Source organism: Vibrio sp. 10N.286.52.C3 (genome assembly GCF_041468865.1).
Lineage (GTDB): Bacteria > Pseudomonadota > Gammaproteobacteria > Enterobacterales > Vibrionaceae > Vibrio > Vibrio crassostreae_C.
On the sequence record NZ_JBFRJM010000054.1, the window covers coordinates 145,736 to 172,601 of the forward strand.

23 protein-coding genes and 1 pseudogene are annotated in these 26,866 nt (G+C 44.3%); 9 read left to right on the top strand and 15 right to left on the bottom strand.

Features of this window, described 5'->3' with window-relative positions; all coding sequences use genetic code 11:
- Positions 1–64 precede the first annotated feature (64 nt).
- The 5 genes from secF to queA all read right to left on the bottom strand — a co-directional run bounded on the left by secF (position 65) and on the right by queA (position 5,729).
- Entirely contained in the window at positions 65–1,012 is a 948-nt protein-coding gene (gene secF, locus AB4138_RS17570) for a protein translocase subunit SecF (RefSeq protein ID WP_017062837.1), read from the bottom strand.
- 14 nt (positions 1,013–1,026) lie between these two features.
- Positions 1,027–2,883: a protein translocase subunit SecD gene (gene secD, locus AB4138_RS17575; RefSeq protein WP_080582261.1), complete on the bottom strand. Its 1,857-nt coding sequence runs from the start codon at positions 2,881–2,883 to the stop codon at positions 1,027–1,029.
- Between the two features lie 20 nt (positions 2,884–2,903).
- A complete protein-coding gene (yajC, locus tag AB4138_RS17580; protein WP_010440492.1) occupies positions 2,904–3,233 on the bottom strand; it encodes a preprotein translocase subunit YajC in 330 nt (109 codons plus the stop codon).
- 111 nt (positions 3,234–3,344) lie between these two features.
- Positions 3,345–4,481 (bottom strand): tRNA guanosine(34) transglycosylase Tgt, encoded by a 1,137-nt coding sequence (tgt, locus tag AB4138_RS17585; protein WP_017056177.1) that lies wholly within the window; start codon positions 4,479–4,481, stop codon positions 3,345–3,347.
- 195 nt (positions 4,482–4,676) lie between these two features.
- The gene (gene queA, locus AB4138_RS17590; RefSeq protein ID WP_017062523.1) at positions 4,677–5,729 is read right to left on the bottom strand and encodes a tRNA preQ1(34) S-adenosylmethionine ribosyltransferase-isomerase QueA; all 1,053 of its coding nucleotides are present in this window, start codon (positions 5,727–5,729) and stop codon (positions 4,677–4,679) included.
- A gap of 334 nt (positions 5,730–6,063) precedes the next feature.
- On the opposite strand from queA, the gene AB4138_RS17595 reads away from it, so the two are divergent.
- On the top strand, positions 6,064–6,510 hold the full coding sequence (locus tag AB4138_RS17595; protein ID WP_017062524.1) for a CBS domain-containing protein: 447 nt from the start codon (positions 6,064–6,066) through the stop codon (positions 6,508–6,510).
- Between the two features lie 69 nt (positions 6,511–6,579).
- Here the strand turns inward: AB4138_RS17595 and AB4138_RS17600 are convergent, their stop codons facing one another.
- On the bottom strand, positions 6,580–7,485 hold the full coding sequence (locus AB4138_RS17600) for a hydrogen peroxide-inducible genes activator (RefSeq protein WP_017062525.1): 906 nt from the start codon (positions 7,483–7,485) through the stop codon (positions 6,580–6,582).
- A gap of 210 nt (positions 7,486–7,695) precedes the next feature.
- On the opposite strand from AB4138_RS17600, the gene AB4138_RS17605 reads away from it, so the two are divergent.
- From AB4138_RS17605 to AB4138_RS17615, 3 genes and pseudogenes are all read left to right on the top strand, one after another.
- Positions 7,696–8,304 (top strand): peroxiredoxin C, encoded by a 609-nt coding sequence (locus AB4138_RS17605; RefSeq protein WP_017062526.1) that lies wholly within the window; start codon positions 7,696–7,698, stop codon positions 8,302–8,304.
- A gap of 311 nt (positions 8,305–8,615) precedes the next feature.
- Positions 8,616–9,359, top strand: a complete 744-nt coding sequence (locus AB4138_RS17610; protein WP_017062527.1) for a copper homeostasis protein CutC — start codon at positions 8,616–8,618, stop codon at positions 9,357–9,359.
- A 146-nt stretch (positions 9,360–9,505) separates the two neighbouring features.
- A pseudogene (locus tag AB4138_RS17615) lies at positions 9,506–9,769 on the top strand (hypothetical protein); the annotation flags it as partial.
- Between the two features lie 9 nt (positions 9,770–9,778).
- Here AB4138_RS17615 and phoU read toward each other — a convergent pair.
- The 4 genes from phoU to AB4138_RS17635 form a co-directional block, all read right to left on the bottom strand.
- Positions 9,779–10,477: a phosphate signaling complex protein PhoU gene (gene phoU / locus AB4138_RS17620; RefSeq protein ID WP_372307018.1), complete on the bottom strand. Its 699-nt coding sequence runs from the start codon at positions 10,475–10,477 to the stop codon at positions 9,779–9,781.
- Positions 10,478–10,551: 74 nt separating this feature from the next.
- Complete coding sequence (pstB, locus tag AB4138_RS17625) at positions 10,552–11,370, bottom strand: phosphate ABC transporter ATP-binding protein PstB (RefSeq protein ID WP_009848269.1); 819 nt, start codon at positions 11,368–11,370, stop codon at positions 10,552–10,554.
- A complete protein-coding gene (pstA, locus tag AB4138_RS17630) occupies positions 11,371–13,080 on the bottom strand; it encodes a phosphate ABC transporter permease PstA (protein ID WP_372307043.1) in 1,710 nt (569 codons plus the stop codon).
- Between the two features lie 111 nt (positions 13,081–13,191).
- Positions 13,192–15,408: an ABC transporter permease subunit gene (locus AB4138_RS17635; protein ID WP_372307021.1), complete on the bottom strand. Its 2,217-nt coding sequence runs from the start codon at positions 15,406–15,408 to the stop codon at positions 13,192–13,194.
- Between the two features lie 200 nt (positions 15,409–15,608).
- Here AB4138_RS17635 and ppk1 point away from each other — a divergent pair, with 200 nt between their 5' ends.
- Both ppk1 and ppx read left to right on the top strand, forming a co-directional pair.
- Positions 15,609–17,705, top strand: a complete 2,097-nt coding sequence (gene ppk1, locus AB4138_RS17640) for a polyphosphate kinase 1 (protein WP_372307025.1) — start codon at positions 15,609–15,611, stop codon at positions 17,703–17,705.
- Positions 17,696–19,207, top strand: a complete 1,512-nt coding sequence (gene ppx / locus AB4138_RS17645) for an exopolyphosphatase (RefSeq protein WP_372307028.1) — start codon at positions 17,696–17,698, stop codon at positions 19,205–19,207. Before ppk1 ends, ppx begins: the two co-directional genes overlap by 10 nt.
- Positions 19,208–19,284: 77 nt before the next feature.
- Here the strand turns inward: ppx and AB4138_RS17650 are convergent, their stop codons facing one another.
- From AB4138_RS17650 to phoB, 3 genes are read right to left on the bottom strand one after another with little or no spacing between them, the layout of a single operon-like run.
- The gene (locus AB4138_RS17650; RefSeq protein WP_008223911.1) at positions 19,285–20,241 is read right to left on the bottom strand and encodes a PstS family phosphate ABC transporter substrate-binding protein; all 957 of its coding nucleotides are present in this window, start codon (positions 20,239–20,241) and stop codon (positions 19,285–19,287) included.
- Between the two features lie 17 nt (positions 20,242–20,258).
- Positions 20,259–21,557, bottom strand: a complete 1,299-nt coding sequence (gene phoR, locus AB4138_RS17655) for a phosphate regulon sensor histidine kinase PhoR (protein ID WP_004740365.1) — start codon at positions 21,555–21,557, stop codon at positions 20,259–20,261.
- Positions 21,558–21,590: 33 nt separating this feature from the next.
- Positions 21,591–22,280: a phosphate regulon transcriptional regulator PhoB gene (phoB, locus tag AB4138_RS17660; RefSeq protein ID WP_004735064.1), complete on the bottom strand. Its 690-nt coding sequence runs from the start codon at positions 22,278–22,280 to the stop codon at positions 21,591–21,593.
- 194 nt (positions 22,281–22,474) lie between these two features.
- Between phoB and rdgC the strand changes: the two genes are divergently transcribed.
- From rdgC to AB4138_RS17675, 3 genes are all read left to right on the top strand, one after another.
- Positions 22,475–23,389 carry a recombination-associated protein RdgC gene (gene rdgC, locus AB4138_RS17665; protein WP_372307030.1) on the top strand — a complete coding sequence of 305 codons (915 nt, stop codon included), beginning with the start codon at positions 22,475–22,477 and terminating at the stop codon, positions 23,387–23,389.
- 206 nt (positions 23,390–23,595) lie between these two features.
- Entirely contained in the window at positions 23,596–24,999 is a 1,404-nt protein-coding gene (yegQ, locus tag AB4138_RS17670; protein WP_372307033.1) for a tRNA 5-hydroxyuridine modification protein YegQ, read from the top strand.
- Between the two features lie 34 nt (positions 25,000–25,033).
- Positions 25,034–25,288 (top strand): YfhL family 4Fe-4S dicluster ferredoxin, encoded by a 255-nt coding sequence (locus AB4138_RS17675; protein ID WP_004735061.1) that lies wholly within the window; start codon positions 25,034–25,036, stop codon positions 25,286–25,288.
- Positions 25,289–25,330: 42 nt separating this feature from the next.
- Here AB4138_RS17675 and AB4138_RS17680 read toward each other — a convergent pair whose 3' ends face one another.
- Together AB4138_RS17680 and mepA are read right to left on the bottom strand one after the other, a co-directional pair.
- Positions 25,331–25,639, bottom strand: a complete 309-nt coding sequence (locus AB4138_RS17680; RefSeq protein WP_017062536.1) for a hypothetical protein — start codon at positions 25,637–25,639, stop codon at positions 25,331–25,333.
- 273 nt (positions 25,640–25,912) lie between these two features.
- A complete protein-coding gene (gene mepA / locus AB4138_RS17685) occupies positions 25,913–26,752 on the bottom strand; it encodes a penicillin-insensitive murein endopeptidase (protein WP_372307037.1) in 840 nt (279 codons plus the stop codon).
- Positions 26,753–26,866: the final 114 nt, after the last annotated feature.

The window sequence follows — 26,866 nt, forward strand, 5'->3', positions numbered from 1 at the left end:
ACGTAAAAAAACCGCTAGTTGCCTAGCGGTTTTTTTGGTTTAGCGAAACTTATTAAGCCAAGGCCTAAGGCATCTCGTCAAACTCTTCACCTTCTTTGTCCACTTGTGGTGGCATTAGGTGTTCACGCGTAATACCTAACTTCATAGCCAGTGCAGATGCAACGTAGATAGAAGAGTAAGTACCAACCGTAATACCCAGTAGAAGTGCAGTCGCGAAGCCGTGAATCATAGCGCCGCCCTGAACGAACAGTGCGATAACTACGAATAACGTGGTACCAGAAGTGATCAATGTACGGCTCAATGTTTGTGTGATTGAGCTGTTCAGTACTTCAGGTGCTTCACCCTTACGCATCTTACGGAAGTTCTCACGGATACGGTCGAATACAACAATGGTATCGTTGAGGGAGTAACCGACGACCGTTAGCAAGGCTGCTACGATGGTAAGGTCGACCTCAATTTGCATTAGAGAAAACACACCCAGAGTGATGATAACGTCGTGCGCCAGTGCTAATACTGCACCCGCAGCCAAACGCCATTCAAATCGCACTGATACGTAGATCAAGATACAGATAAGAGAAACTAGAATAGCAAGGCCACCCGCTTCTGTTAATTCGTCACCCACGTTAGGACCAACGAACTCGATACGACGCATTTCAACTTGCTCACCAGTACCATTCTCAATAGCAGAAAGGATTTGGTTACCAAGAGTTTCGCCCGCTACGCCATCACGTGGACGTAAACGAACCATCACATCACGAGCTGAACCGAAGTTCTGTACCGTTGCATCACCAAAGCCTTCGGCTTCTAGTGCACTACGAATATCAGGAAGGTGTGCCGGTTGTTCAAAACCAACTTCAATCAGAGTACCGCCAGTAAAATCTAGACCCCAGTTCAACGATTTCGTTGTTAGGGTGAAGATAGCAGTACCAATCATCAAGATAGAAAAAACAAAGGCAACCTTTGACCAACGCATAAAGTCGATCATTTTGTCTGCTTTTAGAATCTGAAACATATTAATTCCTAGCCTTAGATCGACAGTTTTTTAACGCGTTTGCCGCCATACATCAGGTTCACGATACAACGTGTTCCGACAATAGCTGTAAACATTGAAGTCAAGATACCGATAGACAGCGTTACCGCGAAGCCTTTGATAGCACCCGTACCCACAGCAAATAGAATGATTGCTGTTAGTAGTGTGGTGATGTTGGCATCGGCGATTGTGCTGAATGCGTTCGCGTAACCTTGGTGAATCGCTTGTTGTGGACTGCGTCCATCTCGAAGCTCTTCACGTATACGCTCAAAGATTAGAACGTTCGCATCAACCGCCATACCGACCGTTAATACGATACCGGCAATACCCGGTAGGGTCATGGTAGCCCCCGGAATCATCGACATAACACCGATAATCAACACCAAGTTAGCCATTAGCGCAACGTTCGCAATCAGACCAAAGCTACGGTAGTAGAGCAGCGTAAACAGCATTACAGCAGCCATACCCCAAACCATCGCCATGATACCCATATCGATGTTTTGCTGACCCATAGATGGACCAATGGTACGTTCTTCTACAATCGAGATAGGCGCAATCAATGCACCAGCACGCAGTAGAAGTGCCAAGTTATGAGCTTCAGCCGTTGAATCGATACCAGTAATACGGAAGTTACGGCCTAGCGCAGATTGAATCGTCGCTTGGTTAATCACTTCTTCGTGCTTACTCAAGATAACTCGACCTTCCGGTGTTTTACGACCGCTGTCTTTGTACTCTGCAAATACCGTTGCCATTAGCTTACCGATATTCTGACGAGAGAATGCAGACATCTTGCTACCACCTTCGCTGTCTAGCGAGATGTTAACTTGAGGACGACCATATTCATCAACACTTGAGCTTGCATCAGTAATACTTGAGCCGCCTAGAATAACGCGCTTCTTAAGTACCACAGGACGACCATCACGATCTTGCTTGATTTCGCTACCCGCAGGGGCACGACCAGAAGCGGCAGCGGCTAAGTCAGCACTGCTATCCACTTCACGGAACTCAAGCGTCGCGGTAGCACCAAGAATTTCTTTAGCGCGAGCCGTGTCTTGAACACCAGGCAATTCCACTACGATACGGCTAGAGCCTTGACGTTGAACCAAAGGTTCAGCAACACCAAGTTCGTTAACACGGTTACGTAGAATGGTAATGTTTTGCTCTACCGCATAGTTGCGGATTTCTTGAAGACGAGTCTCTGTGAAGCTAGCAACCAAAGAAAAACGACCATTAGATTCAGAATCTACAAACGTCATGTCTTGGTGCTTAGATTGCAGTAGCGATTTAGCTTCAGCAAGTTGCTCGGCGTTACGTAGAATCACTTCAACCGCATCTTTACCAGACGGGCGAATTGCACGGTAACGGATTTTCTCTTCACGAAGTTCACTACGGAACGCTTCTTCTTGTTGGCCAACCAGCTTTTGCATCGCAGCGTCCATATCCACTTCCATCAAGAAGTGAACACCACCACGTAGGTCAAGACCAAGCTTCATTGGTGCAGCACCAATAGATTCAAGCCAATCAGGAGTTGAAGCCGCTAAGTTTAAAGCAACGATTACATCTTCATCTAATGCTTCAGTGATGACATCACGGGCACTGATTTGAGAGTCTGTATCGTTAAAGCGAACAAGAATGGAACCGTTTTCTAGAGCAACGGATTTAGTAGAAAGGTTTTCAGCTTCAAGAGCATTGGTGACAGCATCCAGCGTAGACATATCTACAGAGGCGCCGCGCGCCCCTGTAACTTGAACTGCCGGATCTTCACCGTATATATTCGGAAGTGCGTACAACGCAGCGATGGCGATAGTAAACACCACCATCAGGTACTTCCATAACGGGTAACGGTTTAGCACAGCGAGGATCCTCTAGCTGTTTATAGAGATTTCAGAGTACCTTTTGGTAGCACTGCTGTAACGAAGTCTTTCTTGATAACTACTTCGTTGTTTGCATTCAGTTCGATAGCAACGTAGTCGCTGTCTTCTGCAATCTTAGTGATCTTGCCGATTAGGCCGCCGCTTGTAAGAACTTCATCGCCTTTGCCCATAGAAGACATAAGGTTCTTGTGCTCTTTAACACGCTTAGCTTGTGGACGGTAGATCATGAAGTAGAAGATCACAGCGAACATACCTAGCATGATAAGCATTTCGAAACCGCCGCCTGCTGGTGCACCTTCTGCTGCTGCGTGAGCTTGAGAAATAAACATTTAAAACATCCTCTATTTATATTTTCGTAATTGTTTGTCTAATTGGGTTGCATCCCTTTATTTTCAAGCCCCATCACTCGGAAGAGAGATAGGGCTCGCAAAAAAGAAATACTAAGATTCTTTACCTAGTGGTGGCACTTCACGCCCCATTCTTGCGTAGAACTCTGCAACGAACTCTTCAAAGCGGTCTTCATCGATAGACTGACGAATGTCTGACATTACTCGTTGGTAGAAACGCAGGTTATGAATCGTGTTCAGTCGAGCACCTAGGATTTCGTTACAACGATCCAAATGGTGTAAGTACGACTTGCTGTAGTTCTTACAAGTGTAACAGTCACACTCTGAATCTAGTGGTGTTGTATCGGTTTTATGCTTCGCATTACGGATCTTGATCACACCTTCAGTCACAAACAGGTGGCCGTTACGTGCATTTCGCGTTGGCATTACACAGTCAAACATGTCGATACCGCGACGAACACCTTCAACCAAGTCTTCCGGTTTGCCTACGCCCATTAGGTAACGTGGCTTATCTTCTGGCAGTTGAGGACATGTGTGCTCAAGAATGCGGTGCATATCTTCTTTTGGTTCGCCTACTGCTAGGCCACCTACTGCGTAACCGTCAAAACCAATTTCTGTTAGGCCTTTAACGGATACATCACGAAGGTCTTCGTACACGCCACCTTGAACGATACCGAACAGTGAGTTCGGGTTTTCAAGTTTGTCGAAGTGGTTACGTGAACGCTCAGCCCAACGAAGAGACATCTCCATTGAGTCTTTTGCTTCTTTGTGTGTCGCAGGATAAGGCGTACACTCATCGAAGATCATTACGATGTCTGAACCTAAATCTTTTTGGATTTCCATAGACTTCTCAGCGTCCATGAAGATCTTGTCACCGTTTACAGGGTTACGGAAATGAACACCCTCTTCAGTGATTTTACGCATTGCACCTAGGCTGAATACTTGAAAGCCGCCTGAATCAGTCAGGATAGGACCGTGCCAGTTCATGAAATCGTGCAGGTCACCGTGCATTTTCATGATTTCTTGACCAGGACGTAGCCATAGGTGGAATGTGTTACCTAATAGGATTTCAGCACCTGTGTCTTTTACTTCTTCAGGTGTCATACCTTTAACAGTACCGTAAGTACCTACAGGCATGAATGCTGGGGTTTCAACGGTACCGCGTTCAAACTGAAGTTGACCACGACGTGCGCCGCTATTAGTTTTTTTAAGTTCGTATTTTAATTTCACGAAGCCTCCAATATGCCAGAGAAACAATCTGACTGTTAATTCAGAACCTTAGGCCAAACAAAAGTTCAGTCTAGTGGGTTCTATGAGGAGCGGTCGCGTATTCCTTGCGAGAGATTAGACAGACACCCTGCCCGACTCCTAGCTTACTGCTAGCACCCGTAAATTCTAATGTATATCGTTTATAACTAGCTTAAATTAGCTTGTTTTCTTATTGATGAACATGGCATCACCGTAGCTGAAGAAACGATATTCGCTCTTCACTGCGTGATCGTATGCGCCCATCACGTTGTCGTAACCTGCAAATGCACTCACCAACATAATCAGTGTTGATTCTGGCAAGTGGAAGTTGGTAATCAAGCAATCCACCAACTGGTATTCATAGCCAGGGAAGATGAAGATTTCTGTATCACCAAAGAAAGGAACGAGCTCAGTGCCTTTCTTCAATGCATCTTGAGCTGCACTTTCTAGTGAGCGTACTGATGTTGTACCAACAGCAATAATACGGCCGCCACGGGCTTTTGCTGCAGCTACGGCGTCAACCACTTCTTGCGGCACTTCAACGTACTCAGCATGCATGTGGTGATCGTTAATATTATCAACTTTTACTGGCTGGAACGTACCAGCACCAACATGAAGCGTCACGTAAGCAAACTCAACACCTTTTTCTTTCATGTCAGCCATTAGCTTGTCATCAAAGTGAAGGCCTGCTGTTGGCGCTGCAACCGCACCCGGCTTTTCATTATAGACCGTCTGGTAGCGCTCTTTATCTGCATCTTCATCAGGACGATCGATGTAAGGAGGCAGTGGCATGTGACCAACACTGTTAAGAATCTCTAAAACGCTTTGATCAGATGTGAAATGGATTTCGAATAACGCATCGTGACGCGCCACCATTTCAGCTTCATATTCATCGTTCTCACCAAGGAACAACTTGGTACCCGGCTTCGGTGATTTAGAACAACGAACATGCGCAAGAATGCTTTTCTCATCAAGCATACGTTCAACCAGCACTTCAAGCTTACCGCCTGATGCCTTGCGACCAAATACACGAGCTGGAATCACTCGAGTGTTATTGAAAACAACAAGATCGCCTGGCTCAACCAAGTCTAAAACGTCTTTAAACGAACCATCAGCTAGGTTACCGCTGTTGCCATCTAATTTAAGCAGGCGGCTTGCTGTACGCTCCTCTTGAGGGTAGCGAGCAATGAGTTCATCTGGTAGGTCAAAGTGAAAATCTGAAACTTGCATGTGTCTAGTCTTGTCTTAGTTGATGAGATTTGTGCCGTTGACGAATCATAAATCGTAGTTGCTGGATAATCGTTACGGTAAGTCAATCGTTACCAGAAACACATCGCAAACACGACTAAAAATTTCGCAGTGGGCTAGTATAGGCACACGAGCCGCAATAGCAAGGTTTACAGCACTGGATTATTGTAAAGAGGCGTAAAATAATGCGACTGATTCACCTCCTCAAGCTAAAGAATTAGTTGCATAAAACTCACCCAAGAATGCGTCAGATCTCAGTTATTTTTTGGATAAAAAACTATAGTAATAGCAACAAATAAAAAAGAAGGAGGTTCGTATGATCAAGGTTGAAGATATGATGACTCGCAACCCTCATACCCTATTGCGCTCACACTCACTGGCCGATGCTAAGCACATGATGGAAGCACTTGATATCCGCCATATTCCGGTCGTCGATTCCGACAGGCAACTACTAGGTGTCGTCACACAACGAGACGTTCTCGCCGCTCAAGAATCCAGCCTACAAAACATCCCACAAGCTCAATCTTTTACTCTTGCTACTCCCCTCAACGACATCATGCACAAAAGTGTTATGTCGGTAGAGCCGCGTGCAGGATTAAAAGAATCGGCTATCTACATGCAGAAACATAAAGTGGGCTGTTTACCTGTCGTAGAAAACCACGAACTAGTAGGCATTATTACAGACAGCGATTTTGTCACGATAGCGATCAATTTACTGGAGCTGCAAGAAGAAGTAGAGCCAGAAGAAGCAGAAGTAGAGTAACGCTCGGAATTGATATAAAGAAGAGCGGCCAATTCAGCCGCTCAGAGGGATTGTTGTCGCAGCGGATTATTATAGAAGCTCAGATACCACATCCGCTAATTGATGGAATGTCTCACGACGCGAAGAGCTTGGTCGCCAGACAAGGCCAATATCTCGGTAGGCCTGCTGACCAGGAGGATCGATCACAACGAGATTCTGGTTTTCCAATAAACCGTGGTCGATCGCCATTTGCGGAATAAAGGTGGTTCCTAAACCATTGGCCACCATTTGCACCAATGTGTGAAGGCTCGTCGCAGTGAACGGGTTGATCTTCTCTTTATCCGTTAACTTACAAGCCGACACAGCATGCTCGGTTAAGCAATGCTCGTTCTCCAACAAAAATACAGATTCGTCTGGCAGGTCATCGTATTTAATCGGAACGCGAATACCATCAGCTTGATTGCGACTGATCACCATCCGGAAAGGGTCTTGCCCAACAACTTGGCTTTCCATATTGTCGATATCGACAGGCAAAGCCAGAATCAGCACATCTAAGTCTCCATGACGCAGCGCAGCCAATAGGTTGGTCGTTGTGTCTTCACGTAACAGCAAATTTAATTGTGGAAAGCGCTGGTTGGCTTCCTGTACCAAATCGCACAAAAGGAACGGCGCTATAGTAGGAATACACCCGACTCGCAGCTGCCCTTGCATCGCATCCCCGTTACATAGGTTTCCAAGCTCTACGAGATCTTGTCCTTTCGCTAGTAGCTCTCGACCGTGCTTGACCACCAGCTCACCTGCTTGCGTGAAAACTAGCGGGCTCTTTTTATCTTTCTTCTCATAAAGCGGGCAACCAATCAGCTCTTCTAGGTTTTGAATGCCTTTACTTAGCGTAGATTGACTGACGAAACAGCGATCTGCGGCATCACTGAAATGACGAGTTTCGTGAAGAGTAACAAGATAGTGAAGTTGCTTAAGACTTGGCCATTTATTCATGAAATTACTTTGTAATATGAGTAGGATAAGTTAGGTAAAGGTCATTCGACCTAAGGACAGGACAAAGAATAAGCTTATCGCTTTTTTCGATTAACTTAATCTATTTAATTCGCTTTTTTCTATAGTACCGATTGTACTATAGTTTGTCCCGTAGAAACGGAGCCCAAACAAAGATGTGTTGGGCCAACTAATTTTTTAGGAGATTCCAAAATGGTACTAGTAGGTCGTCAAGCCCCTGACTTTACTGCAGCAGCTGTTCTAGGTAACGGTGAGATCGTTGATAACTTCAACTTCGCAGAATTCACTAAAGGTAAGAAAGCTGTAGTTTTCTTCTACCCACTAGACTTCACTTTCGTTTGTCCTTCAGAGCTAATCGCTTTCGACAACCGTCTTGAAGATTTCCAAGCTAAAGGCGTTGAAGTAATCGGTGTTTCTATCGATTCTCAATTCTCTCACAACGCATGGCGTAACACTGCTATCGCTGATGGCGGTATTGGTCAAGTTAAATACCCTCTAATTGCTGACGTTAAGCACGAGATCTGCAAAGCATACGATGTCGAGCACCCAGAAGCAGGCGTTGCTTTCCGTGGTTCTTTCCTAATCGACGCTGACGGTCTTGTACGTCACCAAGTAGTTAACGATCTTCCACTAGGTCGTAACATCGACGAAATGCTACGCATGGTAGACGCACTAAACTTCCACGAGAAGAACGGTGAAGTTTGTCCTGCACAATGGGAAGAAGGCAAATCAGGTATGGACGCATCTCCAAAAGGTGTTGCAGCATTCCTATCTGAGCACGCTGACGACCTAAGCAAGTAATTACCTCTTAAGCCCGAACTCAACGCGGGTTAATGGTTGGAAGATTCTCTTTAAAGAGACATAAAGCATAAGCTAATAGCGCAAAGCGCACCGCCAATCAGTTAAGAAGTAAAGTCCTATTAAAAGCCCGAAGTTAACGCTTCGGGCTTTTTGTTTTCCCCCTCCTCGCTCCCCTAGACTGACTCTTGTAATAGATAATTGAGGTAGCGATAAACCTAAACTTTACCTCTATTTTCCCTTATCCCCATCTATTCAGAATCACACCTAGATTGCTATTATTTCATCAGTATCTTTTTGAACGGATAAACACGATGAACACCGAAATTGAAGTCTGTATCGATAACTTAGAATCTCTTCATACCGCACTATCTGGTGGCGCGAATCGAATTGAGCTTTGCTCTTCATTAGCACTTGGCGGATTAACTCCAAGCTTCGGAATGATGAAACAAGCGGCAATAGTTTCGTCGGTTCCGGTCTACGCTATGATACGCCCAAGACAAGGCGACTTCATTTTCGATAACGACGATATGCTCTGTATGCTTGAAGATATTGAAGCTTGCGCAAATGCAGGATTGGATGGGGTCGTACTTGGTGTGTTAGCGCCGAACGGAAGTATTGATATGCCAAAGATGCAACAACTGGCTGACAAAGCGCACTCGTTAAAGCTTGGGATTACCTTCCACAGAGCCATCGATCAAAGCTCTGATTTCCAAGCAGCATTAGAACAAATCATTACACTTGGATGCGAAAGAGTCCTGACATCAGGGCTTGCTGCTAATGCTGAGCAAGGTATCGATGTATTGGCTGCAATGGTCAAACAAGCCGATGGACGAATTGATATCATGGCGGGGGCTGGCGTTAACGCTGCGAATGCCAAAATGATTCAAAGCGCTACCCAAGTACCTGCTCTTCACCTTTCAGGTAAATCGACAAGGCCGAGTCTAATGGAAAACAACTCAAGTGCTCAAATGGGCAGTGATAATATTGATGATTATCAGATCCCTGTGACAGATGCGAGTAAGATATCTGATGTGAGAGCCGCCCTCACCGCTTAGGGCAATAGTCGCCAGCATAAATCCAGAGAACCTCGCTGACTAATCTAACTGACTGACGTATATTAGATTTAATAGCGCAGAAAATTTTCATGGATAGATATGGCTAAAGACTTATTCAGCTCTCTTGATTTAAACCTGTTACGAAGCAAAACATGTTTGGAAGAAACCAAATCCACGGCTTTCAGGCTGAAATTGGCGTGGCAAGTTATGACGGTACGAAAACGCGCTCAGGCGAAGTAGAAGAGAAAACAACACATGGTATAAGCCTAGGCGGGGCCTACGTTTACCAAGCGACACCAATGCTTGGATTACGTGCTGGTGTTGATATGAATATTTTTGATCACAACAAAACCTTTGTGCCTTACGACACAACGGTCAATTTCAATCTTGGTGCAATAATTAGCTTCTAAAGATAAGCTCTATTTGAGTGCGTCATCAAGGCTTTGATCGCCTAGGTGACGTACATCTTTACCCTTCACAAAATAAATAATGTATTCGCAGATATTTTGGCAACGATCTCCAACTCGCTCAATCGCACGAGCAGACCACATCACCTGCAAAATATTAGGAATGTTCTTAGGATCTTCCATCATATAGGTCATTAACTGACGAATAACGGCCTCGTACTCCGCATCCAACTTATCATCAAGCTTGTGAACTTCTGCTGCTGCATCAACATCCATACGAGCAAAAGCATCTAATACTTGGTGAAGCATGGTGATTGCCTGACGGCAAAGAGGCTCTAAAGATACGTGGAATTTCTGCTCTTTGGTTGAAGGGATCTCTATCGCACCTTGAGCAATTTTAGAGGCAACATCACCAATACGTTCCAGATCGGTAATCGTTTTGATGATCGCCATAATCAAACGCAGATCCTTCGCTGTTGGCTGACGCTTTGCAATGATTCGAGTACACGCCTCATCAATCGACACTTCCATCGTATTCACTTTATGGTCATCACGAATCACTTTTTTGGCCAATTCAACATCGTCTTTATGAAGCGCCTGCATTGCAAACGAGAGTTGTTGCTCCACTAACCCGCCCATGGTCAATACATGAGTACGGATCGATTCTAACTCGACATTGAATTGCCCTGAAATGTGGCGACCGAAATGCATACTTGCTCCTTGAAAGAAATGAAGAAAGCCATTTTTGTAGAGTGACTTAGCTCTAGATGACACCTTTGGAGAGGTTAGCCATATCTACCAGTAATGTAGTCTTCCGTCTGGTTTTTCAATGGAGACGTAAAAATTGAGTCCGTATCTGAGTACTCGATCAATTTTCCCATATGAATAAAGGCAGTATGGTCACTTACACGCGCGGCTTGTTGCATGTTGTGGGTAACAATCACCACTGTGTATTGCGTTTTGAGATCGTTGATCAACTCTTCAATCGTCAAAGTAGAAATCGGATCGAGTGCCGATGTCGGCTCATCTAACAACAGCACTTCAGGCTCAATCGCAACCGCACGAGCGATAACCAAACGCTGCTGTTGACCGCCAGATAAACCAAAAGCATTCTCATGCAACCGATCTTTCACTTCATCCCATAACGCAGCAGCGCGCAGAGAGCGTTCAACCGCATCATCAAGGTCTCGGCTGTTGCTAACGCCTTGTAGCCTCAAGCCATAAACCACATTCTCATAGATAGATTTAGGAAAAGGGTTTGGACGCTGGAATACCATACCCACACGGCGTCGTAAGGTCGCAACATCCACCTTAGGGTGATAGACGTTCTTGCCATGAAGCTTCACTTTCCCGGAAACCTTACAGCCTTCAACAAGATCGTTCATGCGATTAATGCAGCGCAGCAGAGTCGACTTACCACACCCAGAAGGGCCGATAAACGCCGTCACCTGCCCCTTCGGGATCTGCATCGAGATATCATCAAGTGCTTGGCTCTCTTTATAGTAAAGATTTAGCCCTTCGATCGAGATAGCAATTTGCTCATCCTTCAGATTGTGAACATCAAGTGGTGCTTGGTAACCCAAGGTTTCATTAATCGAGAACATCTAATCTTGTCCTAAGGTTCGGTATTTTTCACGCAAGTTATTACGGATATTGATGGCTGTTAAGTTCAACCCAACAATCACCGTAACCAATAAAAATGAAGTCGCATACACTAAAGGTCGTGCCGCTTCGATATTAGAGGTTTGAAAACCAACATCATAGATATGAAAGCCTAAATGCATGAACTTTCTATCTAAGTGTAAATACGGAAACTGACCATCGACTGGCAAGCTAGATGCCAATTTAACAACACCCACCAGCATAAGTGGTGCAACTTCCCCCGCGGCTCTCGCGATTGCCAAAATTAAACCAGTGATAATCGCTGGGCTTGCCATCGGTAAAACAATGCGCCAAAGCGTCTCAAATTGAGTAGCCCCAAGCGCTAATGAACCGTGCCTCACCGAACTAGGAATACGCGTTAAGCCCTCTTCCGTAGTTACAATAACAACGGGTAATGTTAATACCGCTAAGGTCAGAGCAGACCATAATAGGCCCGGTGTACCAAATGTCGGAGCGGGTAATCGCTCTGCGTAAAACAAAGAATCGATTGAGCCACCGATGGTATACACAAAGAATCCTAAGCCGAATACGCCATACACAATCGACGGCACACCCGCTAAGTTAATCACGGCAATACGAATCAAACGTGTTAATGCGTTGTTTCTTGCATATTCATGAAGATATATCGCAGCAACTACACCAAGTGGCATCACTACGATCGACATGAGAATAACTAGCAGCACAGTGCCGAAAATTGCAGGAAACACCCCACCTTCAGAGTTTGAGTCTCGTGGGTTCTCTGATAAGAACTTCCAAACTTGTTTGCCCCAATGCCCAACCTTTTCAAGATAAGACATATTATTTGGGTACCAATAATCCAAGATATGACTGAGCGAAATTTCAACCTGCTCTCCTGTCATATCTTCCACCAACAAGCTTTCAACATTGAGCTGTGTTCTAAGATGCTCAAGCTTTACTTCTGCTTCCGCTAACTGGCTATTTAATTCCAGTTTAGTTTGAGTATAGGTTTTAAGGTATTCATCGCTCACTGACTCATTGAGTTCAAGCTTACGTTTTTCTAAGCGCAGATTTTCCAATTGCCAACTGATATTGCGGATTTCTTGGTTCACAACACGCGACGTTTCTTTACGTAACGTATCAGCGAACGCCAAGCCTTGTTCGAGCTTTTGGTCTATGTTCGAATTAAAGGTGCCAGAAGCGGTTTTAAAACCCACAGGCTTACCAAAGAAATAACCACCTCGACTTCGTTCAATCACAATCCAATCAAGCGGCGTTGTTGGTTCACGTAAATTGACATCCAGAATGGAAACAAAATCCGCAGGGTACAGTTCTCTGTTGGCGACTTTGATACTTAAGCGCTGAATTAGTCCCGTCGACAAATTTTGAGGCGACAAGAGGTCGTGTACTTGTGGAACTTGCTCTATCGGGATGTATTTACGTTCATACAACTGGCCAATCAATACATCTTGCTTTGATACCGTTTCGTCAAGATCGACCACTAACGATAGGTCTTTGGAGTCGACTTGCCATTGATACAAAGGTGCGGGCCAAAAATAGGTTAAGCCCTTCCAACCAATCAGCAGCATTAGGCCAAGAACAGAAAGCATACTGATGCTCACCGCCCCGCCCGTAAGCCATATCCACGGAGAGCCCGATTTAACCCAAGATAATAATGACTTCAGTTTATTCATCATGATCGACCTTGCTCTTGGCGTTCTGAAATCAAGGAGCTGCAAAGATCAAGAGACACGCTAGTCAAGCCACTAAAAGCCATTGATACACATTGAGGCAAACCTTTAAAACTACAGCGCACGATATTTATCTCTCAGTCTTTGTCTAACCCACTCAGCAACTGAGTTCACCGCGAATGTAAAGATAAACAGCAAGAGTGCAGCCAAGAACAGCAAGCGGAAATGAGAACCACCCACTTCTGATTCTGGCAGCTCAACAGCAATCGTTGCCGATAAAGTTCTCATCCCTTCCAAAACATTCCAGTCAAGAATTGGGGTGTTACCTGTCGCCATCAAGACGATCATGGTTTCACCAACTGCTCGCCCTAGGCCCATCATAACCGCAGAAAAGATACCTGGACTCGCCGTCAATAGCACCACATAAATAAGCGTCTGCCACGCCGTCGCACCCAACGCTAATGACCCATCAGACAAATGTTTAGGTACAGAGAAAATAGCATCTTCAGCAATAGTGAAAATCGTTGGGATGACCGCAAAGCCCATAGCAAAACCAACCACTAGCGCATTGCGTTGGTCAAAGTCGATACCATAGCTAGCCAAGAAGGTACGAATATCACCACCAAATAACAAGGCTTCAATGTTGTTTCCACCAGCAAACACCGCAACCACTGTAATCACCAATACCGGAATCAATATCAGAGCATGCCAACCGTTAGAGAAGCGACCCGTTACCCTCTTCGGTAAACAGAACCAAACAAGTCCAGTCAACAGTGTGCTCAGTGGTAATAGCATCATTAATGAGAAGACAGCCGTTAAATGTGTTTCAACGATTGGAGCAAACCAAAGCCCAGCCAAAAATCCGATGATCACGGTTGGAAGAGCTTCCATCAGCTCTATCGAAGGCTTCACCACTCTTCGCATGCGTGGAGACATAAAATAAGCGGTGTGAATAGCTCCGAGCACAGCAACCGGCACGGCAAACATCATCGCAAACAGAGCGGCTTTGATAGTACCGAATGTGATAGGTACTAAACTGAATTTCTCTTCAAAGTCATCATTCGCCGATGTTGATTGCCAAACGTATTGCGGCTCAGGGTAACTTTCATACCAGACCTTTTGCCAAAGCGAGGAGAATGAGATTTGTGGGTATTCATTGTCGACTTTAGCCACACTGATGATGCCATCAATCAACGTTGCCAGATGCAGTTCATTGGCAGACATAGCGGCTAGTTGTGGTGATTTATCAAATGCGCGTTCAAACAACGACAGCTTTTCACTGGTCGTATAGTGGCTTTGTAATGTGCCGTTCTTATAGAAGCTATAAAAACCCTTTCTATAAGTATCAGGAAGAATAAATTGCACTTGTTCAGCAAGTTGGAAGTCTCGAATATGGGTCAGGCTACGCTTTTCATCTTTGAGTACATCGAACCATTGAGAAACCTGTCCGTCCTCATGCGTAACCAACAACGAGTATGCGCCAGACAATAAATCGATGCTTTTCACGGAATGCTTCGCATCATTTAAGCTAAGATCAATCACTTCACGAACATCAAAACCGTTATCTGATAGTTTCAAAACAACCAAATCCGATTGTGCTCGTAGGTATAAGGTTTGCCCATCAGGTGTGACAAGCAGTTGCTGCTGCAAGCCCAACTTATCCGATAGCCATTGGCTCTTCTGAAAAACATACTGACCAGTAAGGTCACTCTGATACCACTTAACCAAGACTCGTTGGTCACTTAACTGCGCGGCAACCGTAATCCCACGTCCATTTTTAGAGAATGCGAATTTGTCGATCGTCGCCCCATTTGAGGGTTCATCATTTAAAAACGGTTCAGGGAGAGTGATTTGCTCAATTTTAGGTTCGGCTTCGCTGCCCTTTTTCAGCACAGGCGCACTATACTCAGGATAGAAAAAAGTAAGATTGCTTGCGCTGTCGGCAAAGGCAAACCAGTTTTCAGATGGGGTGTTTCGAGAAAAGGCGATGGGGTTGGCTACAACATCACGCTCAAAGTAAGAGTGTGTATTTTGAGACTCTAAATCCCAAAACTGTACCAAACCAGATTTTTCGATAGTAAATGCATGCTGACCGTATTCATCAACCGATAAGACGATAGGTTTTTCTACGGCAACGGTCTTTACAGCTTGGTCTGTCTCTAAACCAGTATCAGAAAATACCGGTAAAATGACCATCGCCAAGTAAACAAAGATCAATACTAGGGCAGCTAGAACACTGACCGCGCCACATGTCACCGAAAAACGGACGAGACGATCTTTCAACCATCTTTTTTTGTCGCGCTCTTTCAATGAAAATTGGGCTGATGCCATCTGTTTATCTACCTTTTTTTAGCTACTGACATAATATGTACGTTAGATGACAATTATATTACAAGTTACGTTAAACAACTGAAACTAATAACAAGTTTGTTAGCCATATTTCTTAAAGTAAGATCATAGATTTTGTGAATTTTGCCATTCTAATTTAAAGTAATCAGCTCTATAGCCAGTACTCAAGGATTCTCATCTCGATGGAAAAAGACTATGTCACAAAAGAACTTAGCTGGTTATCCTTCAACGAAAGAGTGCTCCAAGAAGCGGCAGATAAGTCAGTCCCCTTAATCGAAAGAGTTCGTTTTTTAGGTATTTACTCGAAAAACCTCGATGAGTTTTACAAAGTCCGATTTGCTGATGTGAAGCGAAAGATCTTACTTCAAGATCCACAGCTAACCTCCAACTCGCCGAAAAGCCTACTGACTAAAATGCAGAGCAAAGCAAGCAAGCTCGATGCTCAATTCCATGAACTGTATAACGACTTGCTATTGGAATTGGTACGCAATCGTATTTTTCTGGTCAACGAACAACAAATCAGCGAAGAACAAAGTGGCTGGATAAAAAAGTACTTTAAGAAAAAAGTGCTGCCACACTTAACTCCGATTCTCTTGAACGAAGATAGCCAGTTACTTAATATTCTCAAAGATGAACAAAGTTACTTAGCCATCGACATCGAGCGTGATGCATCATCTCAATATGTCTTACTCGAAATCCCATCAGAAGCACTCCCTCGATTTGTTAAGTTACCGGAAACTTCGGGTTCGCAGCGTACAACTTTGATCTTGTTAGATAATATAGTTCGATTTTGTTTGGATGACTTACTTAAAGGATTCTTTGAGTATGACTCATTGCGTTGTTTTGCGATAAAAATGACACGTGATGCCGATTATGATCTGCAAGAGGACAATGAAAATAACCTATTAGAATCGATGTCTTTAGGTTTAGAACAGCGCTTAACGGCACTGCCGATACGTCTGATCTATGAATCTGAAATGCCAACTGAAATGCTCAACTTCTTACAAGTCAGACTTAAACTGTCTGACTATGACAGTGTCATCGCAGGTGGTCGCTATCATAACTTCAAACATTTCTCTGAGTTCCCAAGCCTTAACCGACGTGATTTAGTTAATCGTCCTCTACCCGCGATTAAGTGCGTGCATTTCAGCCATTACCCAAACTATTTCGAAGCGATCAAAGCTCGCGACATCTTACTGCATTATCCTTATCACACCTTTAGTCACATCACTGAACTGGTTAGGCAGGCTTCCTTTGACCCGAAGGTAACCTCCATCAAAATAAACGTTTACCGTGTTGCGGAAGGCTCAAAACTCCTCAGCTCGATCATCGATGCGGCGCACAATGGCAAAAAGGTCACTGTGGTTGTCGAGCTGCAAGCACGCTTTGATGAGCAAGCCAACATTCAATGGACCAAGAAACTTCAAGAAGCGGGTGTAAAAGTCATCCATGGCATCCCAAGTTTGAAGATCCATTCCAAGTTGCTGCTCATCAAACGAAAAGAAGGCAAGCATACCGAGCATTATGCCCATATTGGCACTGGCAACTTCCATGAAGTTACAGCGCGCGTGTATACCGATTTTTCTCTGCTCACTGCGAATGAAGATTTGACTCAAGAGGTGAGACAAGTCTTTAAGTATATTGAAAACCCTTATCAAAAGTCCCAGTTCAAGCAACTGATTGTGTCACCAAAGAATACTAGAAAACGTCTGTACCAATTGATAGATAATGAAATACAAAACGCGATAGAAGGTAAACCTGCAAGCATCACTCTAAAACTCAACAACTTGGTCGATCGAGAGATCATCGAAAAGCTCTATCAGGCTAGCCAAGCCAATGTAAAAGTAAGAATGGTCATTCGTGGTATGTGCTCCCTTGTCTCTGGCATACCCAACATCAGTGACCATATTGAGATTGTCAGTGTGGTCGATCGTTTTCTCGAACATCCGAGAGTGATGATATTTGGTAATGCTGGAAAGCCGAAAGTCTATATCTCCTCTGCTGACTGGATGACTCGAAACTTTGATCACCGCATCGAGGTTGCTGCCCCAATTTTAGATCCAAAGATCAAGCAAACCATTATCGATATCACCGAGTTTCATTTTGAAGACGGCAACAAAGCTCGAGTGTTAGACCAATCGATGAGCAACCCTTACATACAACCACCAGCAACCCCACTTGATTACCCAACGTCACAACTCTCCACTTACCACTATATTAAACGTATGGAGAAACTTACTCGCAAGAAGTACAAACAAGAGAAGAAATCATGCCGCTAATTGATAACGAACATTCTCGATGTATTGCCGCTATCGACTTAGGTTCGAACAGCTTCCACATGGTGGTTGCCCGAGTATTCGATCAACACCTGCAATTAGTCAGCAGACACAAACAGAAAGTGAGATTAGGTGATGGATTGGATGAACGTAACTTCCTATCCGAAAGCGCTATCGAGCGAGGCCTAGAATGCCTCAAGGTGTTCGCAGAACGACTAGCGGATTTTGAGCTTGATGATGTCAGAGTTGTTGCGACTCATACCCTAAGAAAAGCCAAAAACGCTAAAGACTTCTTAGAGCAAGCCAAGCCACTGTTTCCTTTTCCAATAGAGATCATTTCCGGTCAAGAAGAAGCTCGAATAATCTATAACGGAGCAGAACACACTCAAACCGCTTCTGAATCTAAGTTGGTTATTGATATCGGTGGAGGGAGTACGGAACTCGTCGCCGGACAAGGCTTTACTCCTCTAATTATGCGCAGTTTACCGATGGGATGCGTCAACTTCACTCAACGTTTCTTTGCTGACGAAGGGCTAACTTCGCGACACTTCTCAGATGCTTATACCGCAGCTACTCGTCTATTGATGCCATTGATTAAAGAATACACAAAAGCCCCTTGGGAAATCGCTTTTGGCTCATCTGGTACCACGAAATCAATAAAAGAAGTACTCATTGGCTTAGGGTTCACCGATGGTCTCATTACGCCCCAACGCCTGTCCTATTTAAAGAATCACTTATGTGAGTTTTCATCATCCAACACCGTAAATCTTTCAGGCTTAAGTGATGAGAGAAAGCCTGTGTTTGCTGCAGGCGTCACCATTCTTTCAGCAGCAATGGATACGCTAGACATCAAGGAGTTACATTTTTCTGATGGTGCCCTGAGAGAAGGCGTTCTTTATGACATGGAGGATAGGTTTAAAGATATTGATATTCGAACAAGAACTGCCGAAACGCTCGTCTCTCGATACCATGTAGACGTAACTCATGGCGAGAAAGTGAAAGTGCTCGCTCTTTCATTGCTGAAACAAGTACAGCCTCAAGTGACAACTGCGGTCACTAATGAGCTGTATGATCTGCTTGGTTGGGCTGCAGTACTTCATGAGGTAGGACAAAGCATTGCATTCCAAGGCTATCACCGCCATTCGGCTTATCTGCTTAAGCATACGACAATGCCAGGCTTTAATACTGAGCAACAACGCCTTATATCAGCATTGGTTCGCTATCAAAGAAAAGCGCTCAAACTACAAGATTTGCCGGAACTTTCTCTGTTTACTCAGCAACAAGTCACCCTGCTGATTCGTATATTGAGACTCGCTATCTTACTCAACCGTCAGCGAAATCAAGCACTGGCCCCAGACGCGACTCTAACGATTGAACAACAGGATAACTGGGAATTGAAAGGAACTAACAGCGATTGGTTGGCCCAAAACCAACTGCTTGATTATGAGCTCAGAGAAGAGCAACAACGTTGGCAAAATGCAGGATGGTCGTTAAAGCTAAAATAACGAACAGTCAAAATTAAAACAGCCTGCGACGCGCAAGCTGTTCATACGTTTCTTATCTAAGTTTATCGCAGCCTGAATTAGAGCCCGACTTTTGCCAATTCTTGCTCTGCGAACTCAGACGGTATCGCTAAATAACCATCTTTTTCTACAAGCTCTTGTCCCTGCTTTGAGAATACAAAAGTAAGGAACTCTCTCTCAACCGGAGAAAGTGGTTTATCCGGATGCTTATTCACATACACATAGAGAAAACGAGATAGAGGGTAATCACCACTCAAGATATTCTCACGCGTAGGCTCAACATAATTAGAGCCGTGCTCTGCAATAGGAATCAGCTTAACACCTGCTACGCGGTAGCCAATGCCCGAGTAGCCAATCCCACTGATGGATGAAGCGACCGACTGAACGACTGAAGCCGAACCAGGTTGCTCATTCACACGATTTTTAAAGTCACCGCCGCACAGTGCATTCTGTTTGAAGTATCCATAAGTCCCCGATACAGAATTGCGACCGAACAATTGGAATCGATGTTTCGCCCATGGCTGATCGATTCCGAGATCTTGCCAGTTATTGAGGGGCCTTGTTGCTCCGCAGCGTAATGTCTCAGAAAAAATGCCATCAATCTGACGAAAGTTAAGCCCTTCAATAGGATTATCTCGGTGGACAAACAGCCCGATTGCGTCAATAGCGACTCGTAATGCAGTTGGCTTATAACCATGCTCTCTTTCAAAGGCTTCCACTTCACGTAAACGCATTGGTCGGCTCATAGGACCAAGGTGAGCAGTCCCTTCCGTCAATGCAGGAGGCGCAGTAGAAGAGCCCGATGCTTGGACCTGAGCGTTCACATTCGGGTAGTAGGATTTAAACTCCTCTACCCACAATGTCGTCATCCCAGCCAAAGTATCAGACCCGACCGATAACAAGCTTCCAGAGATACCAGGAACTTTGGAATAATCAGGCAATGACTCAACACTCTGCTCAGCGAAGCTTGGACACGCCAATACCATCGCTAACAGTGAACCAATTGGCAAACGCATCCTGCGTATTAAGTCACTCATGACACAGTCAATCGGTTTGGCAACGTGAAATGGAAACGACTGCCGACGCCCACTTCACTTTGAATTTCGAGATGTGAATCGTGGTGGCTAAGCGCATGCTTTACAATCGCTAATCCAAGACCACTACCACCGGTATCACGAGAGCGGGCTTTATCTACACGATAGAAGCGCTCTGTGAGTCGATGTAAGTGTTGAGGCTCAATACCATCACCAGTATCTGACACATCTAAGCACGCGCCTTGGCTGGTTTGATACCAACGCACTTTGACCGTTGCACCTGCGGGTGTGTATTTAACCGCGTTATAAACCAAATTCGATATCGCACTTCTCAATTGGTCTTCATCGGCAAGAACTCGTAGGCTCTTATCGATATCAAACTCAAGCTTATGTTCGCGCTCACCGCTAAGGCTCGCCGCTTCTTTCTCAAGAACCTCAAGCATCGCCGGAACGTTGACCACTTCATCCAACTCATGCATTGGCGCCGCTTCAATTTTCGAAAGCGTGAGTAGTTGATTAACCAAACTGTTCATTCGATTGAGCTGCTCAGTCATTACGCCATGCGCCTTGGTCCACATTGGGCCAACGATCATGTCTGGATCTTCGGTCATTTCAAGGTAACCTTGAAGGACGGTCATCGGCGTACGCAATTCATGAGAAACGTTAGCGAAGAAGTTACGGCGCATGCCTTCTAACTGCTTAAGCTGGGTCACATCACGTACCACCATCAGGTGTTCACCCTCGGTATACGGCACAATACGCAGCTCGAGCATACGCTCCACATTCAATGGAGAAGGCATCTCTAATGGCTCAGAGAAATCTTGCTTATTAAGGTACTTAATAAAATCTGGAGTACGAATCAAATTCGAGATCGGTTGACCTGAATCATCTGGCCAACGAAAGCCCAGCAAATACTGAGCTAGCTTGTTACACCAAACGATATTGCCTTCACCGCGAAATACCACAACGGCATCGGGAAGCGATTCTGCACCGTTACGGAAACGGCGGATAAGGTTGGTCAGTTCTTTACGTTTGCGACGCTGTCTCTGCTGCATACGATAAATACCGTTAAACAGAGATTCCCAGTTCCCAGAGCCTGAAGGTGGAGTTAGACGCTTCTCATCCCACAGCCATGCGGACAAACGCATTTGGTTGTGTAGATGCCAGCCGAGCTGCAATACCGTAGCAGCCAGCAGCAACCAAGGTAGGTAACCGAATATCCATCCGACTAAAACCCATGGTGCGTAAAAAAAAGCCAGCTCCCAAGCCAGCTTTTTCCAGGTTAACTTTTCAACCATTCAGGACTCCGTAAACTGGGCAGCGAAGCCACATTAAGCCTTTGTAGAAAAACGGTAGCCAGCGCCGCGAACCGTTTGGATTAGCTTGTCGTGACCTGCAGATTCAAGTGCTTTACGCAGGCGTCGAATATGTACATCAACCGTTCGGTCTTCAACGTAAACATTGGTACCCCAAACGTTGTTAAGCAGCTGCTCTCGGCTGTATACACGCTCTTGGTGCGTCATAAAGAAATGCAGCATTTTGAATTCTGTTGGTCCCATATCAACTGGACCTTCACTTGCGGTCACGCGGTGTGATACTGGGTCTAATTTAAGGCCCTGTACATCAATCACATCTTCCAATGCCGTTGGTGTTACACGACGAATCACCGCTTTAAGGCGAGCAACAAGCTCTTTTGGCGAAAACGGTTTGGTAATGTAGTCGTCAGCGCCAACTTCTAAACCGCGAACCTTATCTTCTTCTTCACCACGAGCTGTTAGCATCACCACTGGGATGTTGCGAGTTAACTCTTCACGCTTCATGTGCTTGATAAAGTTTATCCCGCTACCACCAGGTAGCATCCAATCTAGTAATACTAGATCTGGGAAAGGTTCACATAGCTTGTTTACCGCTGTATCGTAATCTTCAGCCTCTACTGCTTGGTAGCCTTTTTGTTCAAGCACGAAGCACAGCATCTCACGAATAGGTGCTTCATCTTCAACGACCAGAATCCTTCTCGACATAATTGAATAGCCTTTGTATTTAATCAACGCATTGCATTATCTGAGTTAATTATGACACTTTTGTGACCTTTGAAAACAAATTTTCATATAACTGTCTCAAACATTTCACTTTATAACTTTTGATACAGAGCTAGGGACAAATCGAATTAGATCTCATATCATGAAGCACTTCTAAAAAGGTATGAGAAAAATTTATGTGGTTTAAAAATTGCCTAGTCTATCGCTTCAACCGTGATATTGATTTCAACGCAGATCAGCTAGAGAAACAACTTGAAGAATTCCGCTTTACTCCTTGTGGTAGCCAAGACAAACAGAAGTTTGGTTGGGTACACGCAATGGGTAGACATGGCGATATGATGACGCACGTATCAGAAAACCGCATTCTTATCTGTGCAAAGAAAGAAGAGAAAATGCTACCCGCTTCTGTGATCAAAGAATCATTGAACGCAAAAGTAGAAACGCTTGAGGCAGAGTCTGGTACCCCTCTGAAAAAGAAAGAGAAAGACAGCCTAAAAGAAGACATCATCATTGATCTACTTCCTCGAGCATTCAGCCGCAGCAACTTCACTTACGCGCTGATCATGCCAAAAGAAGGTTTCATTGTGGTTGATGCGAGCAGCTACAAAAAAGCAGAAGATGTATTGGCATTACTACGTAAGACAATGGGTAGCCTGCCAGTAGTGCCTGCTATTCCAGAGCAAGCGATTGAAACAACACTGACGGAGTGGGTGAAATCAGGTGATACACCTCAAGGTATCACTATGCTTGATGAAGCAGAACTAAAATCTATTCAAGAAGACGGCGGTATTGTTCGAGTTAAGAAACAAGAACTAGAAGCGGATGAGATTAAAAACCACATCGAAGCCAATAAGATGGTGACGAAACTTCTTATCAACTGGCAAGACCGTATTGAGTTCATTCTTGCAGAAGATGGCAGCATCAAACGCCTAAAATTCAGTGATGATCTCAAAGACGAAAACGACGATATTCCTCGTGAAGATCAAGCTGCGCGTTTTGATGCAGACTTCTCACTCCTATGCGGTGAGTTCAGTGTTTTCCTTCCGAACCTATTTGAATCATTAGGCGGGTTAACTCAACCTAACGCTTAATCAGTCAAACTATAAGCTCAGGTGCTAAGGGTATCTGAGCTTATTTCTCACTAAGTTCTCGCTTATATCTACCTCTCTGCCCTCTTGTTAATGTCATTGCTATCTTTAGGGCTATCAACCAAACTCATTTTAGCGTAAAATTTGCGCCCCTTTGATATCACTTGGTGGTATCAACCTGACTTGAGATCAGATTAGAGAACGAAGCAATGACTACACAAAAACCATTTGTACCTGAACTATTATCACCGGCAGGAAGCCTTAAAAACATGCGTTACGCATTCGCCTACGGCGCAGATGCAGTATACGCAGGCCAGCCACGTTACAGCCTTCGTGTTCGTAACAACGAGTTCAATCACGAAAACCTACAAATCGGTATCGATGAAGCTCATGCTCAAGGCAAAAAGTTATATGTTGTATGTAACATTCAGCCGCACAACTCTAAGTTAAAAACATTCATTCGCGACCTTAAACCAGTTGTAGATATGGGCCCTGACGCGCTTATCATGTCAGATCCTGGTCTTATCATGATGGTTCGTGAAGCATTCCCTGAAATGCCAATCCACCTTTCGGTTCAAGCAAACGCAGTAAACTGGGCGACCGTTAAGTTCTGGTCAACCCAAGGTGTTGAGCGTGTAATCCTATCTCGTGAGCTATCGCTTGAAGAGATCGAAGAGATTCGCGAACACTGCCCAGAAACAGAGCTAGAGATCTTTGTTCACGGTGCACTTTGCATGGCTTACTCAGGCCGTTGTCTGCTTTCTGGTTACATGAACAAGCGCGATCCAAACCAAGGTACTTGCACCAACGCGTGCCGCTGGGAATACAAAACTGAAGCAGCGAAAGAAGACGAAAACGGTCAGATCGTTGAAGCTAATCCAACTGGTGTCGCTATTCAAGAAGTTGAAGTTCAAGATGAACGTCCAGACAACACACTAGGTCTTGGTAAACCAACAGACGAAGTGGTTCTGCTTTCTGAATCACACAAGCCAGAAGAGAAAATGGCAGCGTTTGAAGATGAACATGGTACTTACATCATGAACTCAAAAGACCTTCGTGCAATCCAACACGTTGAGCGCCTAACGAAGATGGGTGTTCACTCTCTGAAGATCGAAGGTCGTACTAAGTCTTTCTACTACTGTGCACGTACTGCTCAGGTTTACCGTAAAGCTATTGACGATGCAGTGGCAAGCAAACCATTCGATGAAAGCCTAATGGGTACACTAGAGAGCCTAGCTCACCGCGGTTACACTGAAGGCTTCTTACGTCGTCATACTCACGATACTTACCAAAACTACGAGTACGGTTACTCTATCTCTGACACTCAACAGTTTGTTGGTGAGTTCACAGGTAAGCGCCGTGGCGACCTAGCGGAAGTAGAAGTGAAGAACAAGTTTCTAGTAGGCGACAGCTTAGAAATGATGACACCGAAAGGTAACGTTGTTTTCAAACTGGAAGTTATGGAAAACCGTAAATCTGAAGCGGTCGACGATGCGAAAGGTAACGGTCACTTTGTATTTATTCCTGTACCAGCAGATCTAGATCTAGAGTACGGCTTGCTGATGCGTAACTTGAGCGAAGGCCAAGATACACGTAACGCATCAGGCAAATAATTTTTACTTAAGCGACTTACTTGAGAAGAAAATAATGGCTCTGTTAATTACTGACAAGTGCATAAACTGCGATATGTGTGATCCTGAATGCCCAAATGGTGCAATCACTATGGGCGACAGCATCTTCGAGATCGATCCTGATTTATGTACAGAGTGTAAAGGTCACTATGAAAAGCCAACATGCCAGTCAGTGTGTCCGATTACAAAATGCATCATCACTGACCCAAACCATATTGAAACTGATGATGAGCTACTTGAGAAGTTTGTTATCATTCAAGGCTTGACCTAAAAGAAGAAAGGTTCAACTTAACCATAAGTTGAACCTTTTTTTTCATCCTGATTTTCCGATTGGATAAATATTGCAGAAGAGCTCTTTTTCAAATTGATATTCGAGTCGTTCTCGCCAGTTTATTGATTGAGCTATCGGAACAAGATAAAAGTTTTCCCTGCTGGTATCGGTCACAAATGCCATTCCATACTGCATCAATTCATAGTGAACATCATTTACGAAACTAGGATCTAAACGTTGTCTGCCTGTTAGCTGATTGATGTCATCTCTTGAAATTGAAATACCCGAGCTTTCAGCGTTGAACCTATGTCTTAACCATTCTGAAAATTCCTTCGCACAAATCATAGTCATAGTCTTATCCTTGAATTATCTATCGACGGGTATCAGACTCTGATTTCGCATACTGCATATAAGCCGCATCTTTCACCCCAAAACACTCAATCCCTGACCAAACCTTGTCAAATTCGCCATCGCCCTTGCTGATACCGTTATTGCTTTTATTAATATCAAACGATGTTCTTAATCTCGTGTTTATAAACTCTAGACAAAAGTGTGATATTTCTCCAGTTTTAGAGTCGAAAAAACCAGTGGCAGTACCACTGCAAAAAGCCTCGATAAACAGGATTACTTCTTAGATATCAAGGCCAAACATTGACTTGGCATCACTTTAACTTTTTTCTTTTTCTTAGTTTTCGCTACTTTTTTAGGAGGTGGAACTGGAACAGTCTGCGGAGCCCAACTTGCAAGTTCGTCTCCACAACCATCACCTTGAGGAGGGCTCGCTTGAGCTATGCAGTTTAAGCTGCCTTCAGGACACTTTAAACGAACGTGAAAGTGGGAATGATGTCCCCACCAAGGTCTTATTTTACCTAACCAAGCTCTATCATTAATTTCAGATTTTTCTTGTTCACAAAGGGTTTGCTTAATGACTGGATGAACAAAAATACGCACCACTTTTTCATCTTTCGCTGCATAGCGAATAACTTGAAAATGATCATCGGTCCAATTCGATTCACGCAATTTGTAGTTAGTAAGATCCACAACGCTCACAGGTTTAGGCACAGCTAACTCGTTCTCTGACAACCTCTTACTGGTTAACCTTAACCATATATCGATATCTAACCCTGTTTGATGACTTGAATGACCCGAAGAAAAGCGCCCTCCTCTAGGAAGAGAAATATCACCGATCAATAAATTAGTATTGAGTTTCTCGCTGGTCGTGACACCTAACCTCTCAATAAACTTAATAGCTTCTGTATGGCCATAGTAGCGCTCTCTTTGGGGGCGAATAATCTGATACCCCAACCCATTAATTGGCAAGGCCTGCGCGCCGTCTAGACAGCCATTAGCATAGCTTCCAATTGATGAGGGTGAGTTTTTAGTAGGGTGACTCTCTTTTTCCCACGAAGTTGCTGATAGAGAAAATGAACAAAAGAATACAACCAGTGCAAAAAAGAACCTCATAATAATCCCAAATTACTGACGCTTACTCATTATATTAGTCGCCATTTAGGATTAGGTGCATATCGTACTTAAGTTTTTGGTGGTAGCTAGTGAATTATACCAATTAAAGTAAAA